We start from the raw sequence: 12,393 nt of genomic DNA, 5'->3' as shown, positions 1-12,393 counted from the left end.
CGCCTTCGGTGCGACTGTGCGTCAGGCGACGGAAACGGCCCGACGGGCGAACCGGCGGCGCCCATCCTGCAGCGCCGTGCGCAGGCCGCGACGCTTACCGGTGACCGGGTCGAAGCTCGGCATGGTGACACCGTCGAATTTGCGCTCCGAGGCGGTCTCGGGGGCGTCGTCGGCGGTCGCGCGCAGGTACTTGTTCGGCAGCGCCAGCTTCAGGATGGTGCGCCAGGACTTGAAGTACTGCACCGGAAGCGAGCCGGTGGTGTAGGGCAGGTCGTACTTCTCGGCCAGGGCGCGCACCCGCACCGCGATATCGGCGTAGCGGTTGCTCGGCAGATCCGGAAACAGGTGGTGTTCGATCTGGTGGCTCAGGTTGCCGGTCATGAAGTGCATGACCGGACCGCCGGAGATATTGGCGCTGCCCAGCATCTGGCGCAGGTACCACTGGCCCTTGGATTCGCCGTCGATATCGGCCTTGGTGAATTTCTCCGCGCCGTCCGGGAAGTGGCCGCAGAAGATCACCGCATTGGTCCAGATATTGCGGATGACATTGGCGGTCAGGTTCGCGGTGAGCGTCGAGAAGAACGCGGGCCCGGTGAGCAGCGGGAACAGCAGGTAATCCTTACCGGCCTGCTTGCCGATCTTGACCAGCACCTCGCGGCGCTTGACCTCGAATGCGGCCCGCTCCGGCGAGCCCTCCTTCAACCTGTGCATCTTGCCCAGTTCCAGATGCTGGATCGCGACGCCGTATTCGAAGAACAGCTGCAGCACCAGGTTGTAGACCGGATTGCCGATATTGAACGGCTTCCACCGCTGATCCCGGGTGACGCGCAGCAGGCCGTAGCCGATGTCGTCGTCCATGCCGAGCACATTGGTGTACTTGTGGTGCAGGTAATTGTGCGTCTGCTTCCAGTGCTTGGACGGGCCGGTGTTATCCCATTCCCAGGTGCTGGAGTGGACTTCCGGATCGTTCATCCAGTCCCACTGCCCGTGCATGACGTTGTGCCCGATTTCCATATTCTCGATGATCTTGGCCGTGCTGAGCAGGGCAACACCGGCGAGCCAGGCGGGCGGCAGGAAACTGGCGAACAGCACCGTGCGGCCGCTGATCTCGAGCGCACGCTGCAGGCGGATGACATTGCGGATATACCGCGCGTCGCGAGCACCGCGCGAGGACTCGATATCGCGCCGGATCGCGTCGAACTCCGCACCGAGAGCCTCCACATCGGCTTCGGTGAGGTGCGCGTATTCCTTGACATCCGAGATCGCCATGGCGGTTACAGTACCGTAAGTTACGAGACCGTAGGTTGTGAGGACTGTCTCTGGAATGTGGCAAATCCCGCATTGCAAACGTGGCTCGGGGATGCTATCTCATCGGCGGCGTCGGATGCGACGGATCGCACGCTCGCGCATGGCCTTTCGCTGCAGTGTCGTCTTCTCCTGACGTGCCTTTTCCTGCAGCGCCAGCTTGGCCTCGCGCAGCACTTCCTTCTCGTGTCGGGCTTTTTCCCGCAACACCACCCTGGCCTCGTTGAGCGCCGAACGCAGGCCGCGACGCTTACCGGTCTCGGGGTCGACGGGCAGCCAGTGCGTCTCGTTCCACTTGTCGGCCCAGCGCTCGGCATTCGGCATCGACGGCATAGCGGGCAGTGAGACGCCGGCGAACTTGCGCTCCGAGGAGGTCTCCGGTGCGTCATCGGCGGTGCGCTTGAGGAAGCGGTCCGGCAGTGCGAGCTTGTGGATGGTCCGGAAGGCCAGCAGATACTGCCTGCCGAGCGAGCCGGTGGTGTAGGGCAGGTCGTACTTGTCGCACAGTTCGCGGACCCGCTCGGCGATTTTCGGATACCGGTTGCTGGGCAGGTCGGGGAACAAGTGATGTTCGATCTGGTAGCAGAGGTTGCCGCTCATGAAGGCCATCGCGGGCCCGGCCTTGAAGTTGGCACTACCGAGCATCTGGCGCAGATACCACTCGCCGCTGGTCTCGCCCTCGAGCTGTTCGATGGCGAATTTCTCGGCGCCGTCGGGGAAATGGCCGCAGAAGATCACCGCGTAGGCCCAGAGGTTGCGCACCAGGTTGGCGGTCGCGTTGGCCTTCAGCGTCGACATGAACGCGGGACCGGTGAGTGCCGGGTAGAACACGAAGTCCTTGGCCACCTGACGGGCCGCCTTGCGGGCGAATTCCTTGTTCGGCTCCGAGTTCCACTTCTTGGGCGTGCCCGAGAATTCCTTCTCGGCATCCCAGTCGTGCAGCGCGATACCCCATTCGAAGGTGGCCGCCAGCACAACGTTCGCCAACGGCTGCACCAGATGGATCGGCCGCCACTGCTCGTCGCGGGTCATCCGCAGGATGCCGAAGCCGAGGTCCTCGTCCTTGCCGAGCACATTGGTGTAGGTGTGGTGCGAATAGTTGTGCGCCCGTCGCCACTGCGCCGACGGCCCGGTCATATCCCACTCCCAGGTGCCGGAGTGGATTTCCGGATCGTTCATCCAGTCCCATTGCCCGTGGCTGATGTTGTGCCCGAGCTCCATGTTCTCGATGATCTTGGCGACCGACAGCAGCGCCGTTCCGGTCAGCCAGGCCCATCGATTGCGGCTGCCGAACAGCACCGCGCGCGCGAGCACTTCGAGGCCACGCTGTGCCGCGATGGTGCGCCGGATGTACTTCGCATCACGCTCACCGCGGGACAGTTCGACGGAGCGTCGAATGGAGTCGAGTTCCTGCCCCAGTGTTTCGATGTCGGCCGCCGTGAGATGGGCAAACGCCTTGATATCGGTGATGGCCACCAGGTCCCTTTCCCTGACTGGATGTACCTCAGAGGGTACCTGTCGGATGCCCCCCTGACGGTGCGTCTGCGAGTGTCGCTGTTTCAGACGTCGAGTGTGCAGTCGCCCGCCGCGGCCGAGATACAGGTCTGCACCTTGTCGCCCTCGCGGCGCTCGTCACCATTGCGCAGATCGCGGGCATGTCCGGAAGTCAGTGTGACGACACAGGTTTGGCAGATGCCCATCCGGCAGCCGAACGGCATCTGCACGCCGGCGGATTCGCCCGCCTCCAGCAGACTGGTCGCGCCGTCGACCTCCACGGTGCGCCCGGTCTTGTCGAATGTGACCGTGCCGCCCTCGCCGACGGCGGAGCGCTCGATCTCGAAGCGCTCGACATGCAGCCGGTCGCTGATGTCGGCCGCACGCCAGTGCTGCTCGATTTCGTCGAGCATGGCGGCCGGACCGCAGGCCCAGGTCTGACGCTCGCGCCAATCCGGGAAGTGTTCGTCCAGCGTGGTGAGGGAGAACCGGCCCTGCTCATCGGTCAGGTGCAGATGCGAGGAGAAGCTGGGGCGGCGATCGTGCAGATCGCGCAGTTCGGTCCCGAACATCACATCGTCGCGGGTGCGCGCGGAGTGCACATGTACGACATCGGTGACCACGTCGCGGCGATCCAGCGCGCGCAGCATGGACATGACCGGGGTGATACCGCTGCCCGCGGTGAGGAACAGCACCTTTTCCGGCGGCGGCGACGGCAGCACGAAACCGCCCTGCGGTGCGGCCAACCGGACGACGGTGCCCGTGGCGACACCGCTGACAAGGTGGCTGGACAGGAAACCCTCGGGCATCGCCTTGACCGCGATGGAGATCAGCCGCTTGCCGCGGTGTTCCGGATCGGTCCAGTTCGGCGGGCAGGTCAGCGAGTACGAGCGCCAGTGCCAGCGGCCGTCTACCAGAATGCCGATGCCGATGTACTGACCCGGCTCGTATTTCCAGTCGAAGCCCCAGCCCGGCTTGATGACCAGGGTGGCCGAATCGGCGGTTTCCTTGCGCACCTCGACAATTCGGCCGCGCAGCTCACGAGCCGACCACAGTGGATTCGCCAGATGCAGATAGTCGTCGGGCAGCAGTGGCGTGGTGACGCGCGCGACGGCGCCGCGCAGTACGTTCAGCCGTCCACCGCGTTCGGCGACTTCCGCCGCCGGCGCCTCCAGCCACTCCCGGACCGTGCGCACCGAGAGTGCCGCTTTTTTCAAGACCATTGCCGCCGTTCGTCTCCCTGTCGTAGCGACCGGTGAAGCCGCCTCGCAGCCAGGTTACGGCATCGTAGGTTAGTGCGGAATGTGTAGGTTGCCGGTCACAGTAATTCGAGCAGGAACGGCAGCTCCTGGGCGGCGTACCAGGCCAGCTGGTGGTCCTCGGCATCACCGAGCACGAATTCCGCATCGGCGTCACCGAGGTCGGCGGCATCGACCACATCGACCGCCTTGGCCACCTCGGGTTCGGCCTCGGCCAGGTCGACGTGCACCGAGGCGATCCGGTCGTAGCCGATCGGTCCGGCCAATCGCACCACCGCGTCGTCGAGGTCGGGGCGCAGCTTCGCACCGGTCACATCGGCGGCGATGACCGCGCGGCGATAGACCGGGCTGTGGTAGGTGGTGGCGGGGTCGTCGGCGTCCTCGTCCCCGTCGTCGGACGCCTCGGTGGCCTCCTCGCGCTCGGCGGCCAGCAGGCGCAACGAGGCCCGCGCGGCCTCGGCCATCGCGACCTCGGCCAATTCTTCGTCGTCACCGGAGGCATAGGCCTCGCGCAGTGTCGGCGTGACCGCGAAGGCGGTGCCGCCGACCGGGCGCAATTCCCGGTTCGCGACGAGCTCACGCAGCATCGGCACGGTGGCGGGGATATAGACCCGCATGGTGTTCTCAGACGCAGGCACCGAGCATCTCCTCCATGGACTCGTGCACCGACGCGGCCAGCACGCCGATATCGGCCATCGCGTCGCGATCGGCGTTGAGTCCGTAGAAGACGCGTCCGTCATAGGACGTGATCCCGATGCTCGAGGCCTGGTTGCGCAGCAGCGGCGACACCGGATACATCTCCAGCATCCGCGCGCCGCCGATATACATCGGGGTCTGCGGACCCGGTGCGTTGGTGATCACCAGATTGAACGTGTGCTCTGCGAACGTACTCGCCGCCCGCACACTCATCGCATGCAGGCTCGCCGGAGCGAAGCCGGCCAGGTGCACCAGGGTGCGCGCCCGCACGCCGCGCCGATGCTTGCTGTTGGCCTCGGTGGCATGGGAGATATGCGATAGGCGCATCACCGGATTCGGTTCGCCCACCGGCAGATCGATGAGGAACGAGGAGACCTCGCTGGCCGGTTTCAGCTGGTCGTCGATGCCTTCGACATAGACCGACATCGGCACCACCGCGCGCAGCACGGTCGATTCGGTGAGCGCCTCACCGCGCGAGAGCAGCCAATTGCGCAGCGCCCCGGTGACGACGGCCAGGATCGCATCATTGATCGAGCATTCGAAACGCTTGCGGATCTTGCGGTAGTCCTCCAGATCCGTGCGCACCACATCGAAGCGGCGGTTGCGCGAGGTCTTGGCGTTGAGCGGGCTGTCGGGTGCGCCGACGGTGGCCGCGCGCACGGCCGAAACCATCGAATCCACCGCCTTGCCCGCCGCCTCGACCACCGAGAACGCGTGCGCGCTCGCGTCGCGGGCCACCTCGAGCGCCTCGCGCGGCTGCGCGGCCAGGTGGGTGAGCGCGCCGATCAGCAGTTCCATCTCGTTGGGTTCGCGCGGCGCCACCCAGGCGTCGTCGGCGATACCGCGCGGTGATGCGCTGGTATCGAGGATGACGTGCCCGATCTCGAGTGCGGTATCCCCGTCGACGAGCGCCGAATGGGATTTGGTGAAGATCGCGGACCGGCCCTCGGCCAGGCCCTCGATCAAATACATCTCCCACAGCGGGCGGCTCTGATCGAGCGGTCGCGAAGCCAGCCGCGCCACCAGATCGTGCAGCTGGCAATCGTTGCCCGGCTCGGGCACTGCGGAGCGGCGGATGTGATAGGTGATATCGAAATGGCTGTCCTCGACCCAGACCGGGCGGCCGAGCGCGAACGGGATTTCGCGGACCTTCCTGCGATAGCGGGGGACCAGGGAAAGCCTGCTCTCCACCAGATCGACCAGTCCGTCGTAGTCGAGTGCCGTTTCCCCCTGTGCGGAGTCGCTACCTCGGACGATCGCGAGAGAGCCGATATGGATCGGATTGCTGCTCGACTCGAGCCCGTAGAACGACGCGTCCTGCGGCGTCAATCTCGTGATCACGCTGCCCGGTGCTCCTTCCGATGTGGCTCCCACCCGAGCCTTCTCATCGCCCATTGTGGTCGCCCACAACGGTTCGTCCTGCCCCCTGTGGCATATCCAGCGATATTCGCGCAACCCTTTACCCACGTCTGGTTCCGTGGAAGGCTGCATTGGTTCGAGACCGGAGGAACTCGATTCGCACACATTAATCGGGGTGCCGCATAACGGATGCCTTTTGAGCCGCGCTGCCCCTTGGTGTCGTCACATGCCGTCGGATTACGGGTCGTCCCTGGTAGACAGGGCTCGCGGCGTCTGGCGCGACGAACGAGTTACATCGTATGACACCCGCGCTGAAACAGGTTCCGGTCCATCGGATTGCCAGCGGATCCGACAGCCGACACACGGGTACGGTGAGAAGAAACGGCTGCCGCCTCGGCGGTAGCGCGGATGCGGCGCTATGTCGCTGGTCATCGGCACCTAACATGGATGCCGCATTACCATGAAGCGTGCTGCGGATTCCGCCGTGCTCGGCGGGGGCCATGCGCACACTGCCCGCCCCGGGTGACGGCCGAACATTTGACACACCGACCAGAGGACTGACGAGACCCGTGCCTGCGCTGACACTGACGAGGTTGCTACGGATTGGTGAGGGACGCACGGTCAAGCGGCTCGCCCACCTCGCGGAAGAGGTCCTCGCGCTCGGTCCCGAGATCGAGGAGCTCACCGACCACGAGCTGCGTGCCAAGACCGACGAATTCAGGGACCGCTACGCGGACGGCGAAACGCTGGACGATCTGCTCCTGGAGGCGTTCGCGGTGGCCCGTGAGGCGTCCTGGCGGGTGCTGAACCAGAAGCACTACAAGGTGCAGATCATGGGTGGCGCGGCGCTGCACCTCGGCAATATCGCCGAGATGAAGACCGGTGAGGGCAAGACCCTGACCTGTGTGCTGCCCGCCTACCTCAACGCGATCTCCGGCGACGGCGTGCACGTCGTCACGGTCAACGACTACCTGGCCAAGCGCGATGCCGAGTGGATGGGCCGCGTGCACCGCTTCCTCGGGCTGAGCGTCGGCGTGATCCTGTCCGGTATGACCCCGGCCGAGCGTCGCGAGTCCTACAACTCCGACATCACCTACGGCACCAACAACGAATTCGGCTTCGATTACCTGCGCGACAATATGACCCACTCGCTGGACGATCTGGTCCAGCGCGGGCACAACTTCGCCGTGGTCGACGAGGTCGACTCCATCCTCATCGACGAGGCCCGCACCCCGCTGATCATCTCGGGTCCGGCCGACGCCTCCTCGAAGTGGTACGCCGAATTCGCCCGCATCGCACCGCTGTTGAAGAAGGACCTGCACTACGAGGTCGATATCAAGAAGCGCACCATCGGTGTGCACGAGGCGGGCGTGGAGTTCGTCGAGGATCAGCTCGGCATCGACAACCTCTATGAGGCGGCCAATTCGCCGCTGGTGAGCTACCTGAACAACGCCATCAAGGCCAAGGAGCTCTACCACCGGGACAAGGACTACATCGTCCGCGACGGCGAGGTCATCATCGTCGACGAATTCACCGGCCGCATCCTGGTCGGGCGCCGCTACAACGAGGGCATGCACCAGGCGATCGAGGCCAAGGAAGGCGTCGAGATCCAGCCGGAGAACCAGACCCTGGCCACCATCACGCTGCAGAACTACTTCCGCCTCTACGACAAGCTTTCCGGTATGACCGGTACCGCCGAGACCGAGGCCGCCGAGCTGCACCAGATCTACAACCTCGGCGTGGTCCCGATTCCCACGAACAAGCCGATGGTCCGCGCGGACCAGTCCGATCTGATCTACAAGACCGAAGAGGCCAAATTCTCGGCCGTGGTCGACGATGTCACCGAACGGCACGAGAAGGGCCAGCCGGTGCTGATCGGTACCACCAGCGTCGAGCGCTCGGAGTACCTGTCCAAGCAGTTCACCAAGCGCGGCATCGCGCACAACGTGCTGAACGCGAAGTTCCACGAGAAGGAAGCCGAGATCATCGCCGAGGCCGGTCGCCCGGGCGCGGTCACGGTCGCGACGAATATGGCCGGTCGCGGTACCGACGTCGTGCTCGGCGGTAACCCGGACATCATCACCGACATCATCCTGCGCAAGGAGGGTCTGGATCCGGTGGAGACGCCGGAGGAGTACCAGGCCGCGTGGTTGCCGACGCTCGAGCGGGTCAAGGAGCAGACCGCCGAGGACGCCGACGCGGTGCGCGATGCCGGTGGTCTGTACGTGCTCGGCACCGAGCGGCACGAATCGCGCCGTATCGATAACCAGCTGCGTGGTCGTTCCGGCCGTCAGGGCGACCCGGGTGAGTCCCGGTTCTATCTGTCGCTGGGTGACGAGTTGATGCGGCGCTTCAACGGCGCCGCGCTCGAAGCCATCATGACCAGGCTCAACCTGCCCGACGATGTGCCGATCGAGGCGAAGATGGTCTCCAAGGCCATCAAGAGCGCGCAGACCCAGGTCGAGCAGCAGAACTTCGAGATCCGCAAGAACGTGCTCAAGTACGACGAGGTGATGAACCAGCAGCGCACCATCATCTACGGCGAGCGCAACCGGATCCTGCGCGGCGAGGATATGGAGGGCCAGGTCCAGGAGATGATCACCGACGTGATCACCGCCTATGCCGACGGCGCCACCGCCGACGGCTACGTCGAGGACTGGGATCTGGACAAGCTGTGGACCGCGCTGAAGACGCTGTACCCGGTGAGCCTGGACTACAAGGAGCTGACCGGTGAGACCGGTGTCGGCGAGGCGGGCGATCTGACCAAGGACGAACTGATCGAAGCGCTGCTCGATGACGCGCACGACGCCTACGAGAAGCGCGAACAGCAGATCGATGGTCTGGCCGGCGAGGGTTCGATGCGCAATCTCGAACGCCAGGTGCTGCTTTCGGTCCTGGACCGCAAGTGGCGCGAGCACCTCTATGAGATGGATTACCTCAAGGAGGGCATCGGCCTGCGTGCCATGGCGCAGCGCGATCCGCTGGTCGAATACCAGCGCGAGGGCTTCGACATGTTCGCCGCGATGCTCGAGGGGCTGAAGGAGGAGTCGGTCGGGTTCCTGTTCAACCTGCAGGTCGAGGTGCAGCAGCCGCAGCCCGAGGGCGTCGGGGTCGATCCTGGCCTGCGCTCGCCGGTCGGCGCCACCGCGCCGCGTCCACTGCCCACCCAGGAGGCGCCGGTCGGCAATGGCGCGCCTGCGGCGTTGCGTGCCAAGGGGATCAGCGATTCCCGGGCCAACAACGGCTTCCACTATTCGGGTCCGGACGAGGGCGGCCACGCCGCGGTGCACAGTGACGCCGAGGAGTACGGCGATGGCGGCACTCGCCGTGAGCGCCGCGAGGCGGCCCGCGCGCAGGCCAAGCCGAAGCGCGCACCGAAGACGCGTCGTCGGCACTGATCGATTACGAAGGCGCCCATGGACTCGCGCCGTGGGCGCCTTCGTCGTCGGTGAACCGGCCACGAGGGGTGGTGCGGCGGAGTAGCTTACGAGGCGTGGACCGGGACGCTGTCGAGAAATGGGTCGGTGGTTATGAACGGGCCTGGCGTGCGCCGGGTACCGCGATGCTCGGGGAGCTGTTCACCCGCGATGTCGAGTATCTGGTGTCGCCGTGGGCGGAACCGATCGTCGGTCTCGAACCGCTCGAGGTGTTCTGGGAGGCCGAGCGCAGTGGGCCGGACGAGGCGTTCACGATGGCAGCCGAGGTTGTCGCGGTAGAGGATTCGACCGCGGTGGTGCGGGTGGGCGTGGAATATCGGTGGGATACGTTGTCGCGCTGGCGGGATCTGTGGGTATTGCGGTTCGACTCCGACGGTCGGTGCGACCGATTCGAGGAATGGCCCTTCGCTCCTGAACAGGCCGACGGGCACTGACTACCAGGATTCGTTGGAGTTCAGCGCGGTCAGCAGGAGGCGGATCGCGGCGACGCGGCGTTCCTTGCCGGGCAAGGTATCCAGCGCACATTCGGGGTCCGCGGGCGGACCGAGATGGGTGCAGCCGCGGGGACAATCCTCGATGGCGGCGGCCAGATCGGTGAAGGCGGCGATGACATCGTCGGGCGTGATATGAGCCAGTCCGAAAGAACGGACACCCGGTGTGTCGATGACCCAACCGCCCTGCGTGAGCGGCAGGGCGACGGATTGGGTTGAGGTGTGTTTGCCCTTGCCCACGCCGGAGACCTCGCCGACGGCCCGATCCGCATCGGGCACAAGGCGATTCACCAGCGTCGATTTGCCGACGCCGGAGTGGCCGATGAAGGCGGTGAGTCGGTCGGTGAGCAGATCGAGGACAGGTTCGCTGGGATCGTCGATGCCGCCGTAGATGATGGTGAGGTCGAGATCGTCGAAGGCAGCGGCGAATTCGGATTCGGCGGCCAGATCGTGCTTGGTCAGGCACAGAATCGGTTGCAGCCCACCGGCATACGCGGCGACCATGGCGCGTTCGACGAAACCGGTGCGCGGCGGCGGATCTGCGAGGGCGACCACGATGAACAGCTGTTCGGCATTGCCGACGACGATCCGTTCGAACGGATCGGTGTCATCGGCGGTGCGGCGCAGGACGGTTCGGCGTTCCCCGACGCGGACGATGCGGGCGAGGGTATCGGGTCTGCCGGACAGATCGCCGACCACGTCGACCTGATCGCCGACGACGATCGGGGTGCGGCCCAGTTCCCTGGCCCGCATGGCGACGATCAGCTTGTCCGGATCGCCGCCGAGCACGCAACCCCAGCGACCGCGGTCCACCGAAACGACCATGGCCGGTTCCGCATCGTTGTGCTGCGGACGGGTTTTCGTGCGTGGACGAGACGACTTGCCCGGGCGCACCCGGACATCCGACTCGTCGTAATCGCGTCGTCTCAGCGGGCCGCTCCCTGATCGGTGAGCGTGGGATCGAGCATCTGCTCCCACAGGCCGACGAATCCGGGCAGCGTCTTGGCCGTGGTGCCGATATCCTCGATCGCCACGCCGGGCACCCGGAGTCCGAGAATCGCACCGGCCGTTGCCATTCGGTGGTCGGCATAGGAATGCCAGTTGCCGCCGCGCAGCGGGGCCGGGGTGATCTCGAGTCCGTCCTCGGTCTCGGTGACATTGCCGCCGAGCCGGTTGATCTCTGTGGACAGGGCCGCGAGCCGATCGGTCTCGTGCCCGCGCAGATGGGCGATACCGCGCAGCCGGGACGGCGAATCGGCAAGTGCCGCAAGGGCGGCCACGGTCGGGGTCAGCTCGCCGACATCGTGCAGATCGATATCGATACCGGCCAGGCGCTCCGGGCCGCGCACGGTCAGCACACCGTCGAACCGGGTGACCTCGGCGCCCATCCGAACCAGGATCTCCCGGATCACATCACCGGGCTGGGTGGTCAGGCGCGGCCAGTGCGGGATGCGGACCTCGCCACCGGTGACGGCGGCCGCGGCCAGGAAGGGCGTGGCGTTGGACAGATCCGGCTCCACATCCCAGTTCACCGCGCGGATCGGGCCGGGTGCGACGGTCCAGGTCTGGGCCTTGCGGCTGTCGGCCGGGGCATCGACGGCGACCTCGGCGCGCCGCAGCATCTCCACCGTCATCTCGATGTGGGGCATCGAAGGCAGTGCCTTGCCGTCGTGGTGCACCACAATGCCCTCGTCGAACCGGGCTGCCGACAGCAGCAGTCCGGAGACGAACTGGGACGATCCGGAGGCATCGATGGTGACCGCGCCGCCGCGCAGCGCACCCTTGCCGTGCACTGTGAACGGCAGTGCGTCGCCCTCGATTTCCGCGCCGATCCGGCGCAGTGCCTCCAGGATGGTGCCGAGTGGGCGAACCCGGGCCTGCTCGTCACCGTCGAAGCCGACATCGCCAGTGGCCAGGGCCGCGACCGGGGGCAGGAACCGCATGACGGTGCCGGCCAGGCCGCAGTCGACGTTACCGCCGTGCAGTGGCGTGGGTGTCACGGTCAGCGTGTCGGCGTCGCCCTCGATCCGTGCGCCCAATGCGCACAGGGCACCGATCATGAGTTCGGTATCACGGCTGCGCAACGCGCCGGAAATGGTTGAGGGACCCTCGGCGAGTGCAGCCAGGATCAGGGCCCGATTCGTGATCGATTTCGATCCGGGCAGGGTCACGGTCGCGTGCACGGGGACATCGACATGGGGCGCTGGCCAGAAACTCACGTGTCCATCTTCGCCCATCGCGTCACCGGACACACGGGCTGGGCTGTGTTTGATTTGCGGCGCCTGCGGCGCCGCGGGTTCGCGGCCCCCTGGTGTCTCGCGTCCGAGCCGTCGAGACTCGCGCCTGCGGCGG

Annotated in this window: 9 protein-coding genes; 2 read left to right on the top strand and 7 right to left on the bottom strand. The window is 65.9% G+C overall.

What is annotated here, in order from left to right:
* Positions 1–21 precede the first annotated feature (21 nt).
* From ACZ60G_RS00850 to ACZ60G_RS00830, 5 genes are all read right to left on the bottom strand, one after another.
* Complete coding sequence (locus ACZ60G_RS00850; RefSeq protein WP_465806088.1) at positions 22–1,269, bottom strand: fatty acid desaturase family protein; 1,248 nt, start codon at positions 1,267–1,269, stop codon at positions 22–24.
* Positions 1,270–1,368: 99 nt separating this feature from the next.
* Positions 1,369–2,781 carry a fatty acid desaturase family protein gene (locus tag ACZ60G_RS00845; protein WP_465806086.1) on the bottom strand — a complete coding sequence of 471 codons (1,413 nt, stop codon included), beginning with the start codon at positions 2,779–2,781 and terminating at the stop codon, positions 1,369–1,371.
* Between the two features lie 83 nt (positions 2,782–2,864).
* Positions 2,865–4,022 (bottom strand): ferredoxin reductase, encoded by a 1,158-nt coding sequence (locus tag ACZ60G_RS00840; protein WP_465806084.1) that lies wholly within the window; start codon positions 4,020–4,022, stop codon positions 2,865–2,867.
* Positions 4,023–4,117: 95 nt separating this feature from the next.
* A complete protein-coding gene (locus ACZ60G_RS00835; RefSeq protein ID WP_465806719.1) occupies positions 4,118–4,675 on the bottom strand; it encodes a DUF6912 family protein in 558 nt (185 codons plus the stop codon).
* A 7-nt stretch (positions 4,676–4,682) separates the two neighbouring features.
* Positions 4,683–6,095, bottom strand: coding sequence for a WS/DGAT/MGAT family O-acyltransferase (locus tag ACZ60G_RS00830; protein ID WP_465806082.1), 1,413 nt, complete (start codon positions 6,093–6,095; stop codon positions 4,683–4,685).
* Positions 6,096–6,682: 587 nt separating this feature from the next.
* Between ACZ60G_RS00830 and secA the strand changes: the two genes are divergently transcribed.
* On the top strand, positions 6,683–9,511 hold the full coding sequence (secA, locus tag ACZ60G_RS00825) for a preprotein translocase subunit SecA (protein ID WP_465806080.1): 2,829 nt from the start codon (positions 6,683–6,685) through the stop codon (positions 9,509–9,511).
* Positions 9,512–9,606: 95 nt separating this feature from the next.
* On the top strand, positions 9,607–9,984 hold the full coding sequence (locus tag ACZ60G_RS00820) for a nuclear transport factor 2 family protein (protein ID WP_465806078.1): 378 nt from the start codon (positions 9,607–9,609) through the stop codon (positions 9,982–9,984).
* Here the strand turns inward: ACZ60G_RS00820 and rsgA are convergent, their stop codons facing one another.
* Positions 9,985–10,971 (bottom strand): ribosome small subunit-dependent GTPase A, encoded by a 987-nt coding sequence (gene rsgA / locus ACZ60G_RS00815; protein WP_465806718.1) that lies wholly within the window; start codon positions 10,969–10,971, stop codon positions 9,985–9,987.
* A complete protein-coding gene (aroA, locus tag ACZ60G_RS00810; protein WP_465806716.1) occupies positions 10,968–12,278 on the bottom strand; it encodes a 3-phosphoshikimate 1-carboxyvinyltransferase in 1,311 nt (436 codons plus the stop codon). The genes rsgA and aroA overlap by 4 nt, the downstream gene beginning before the upstream one ends.
* Positions 12,279–12,393 lie beyond the last annotated feature (115 nt).

This window comes from Nocardia sp. NPDC102475, from assembly GCF_055584605.1.
The sequence above is the reverse complement of the archived record's forward strand: the minus strand, read 5'-3'. Positions and strand labels throughout refer to the sequence as shown.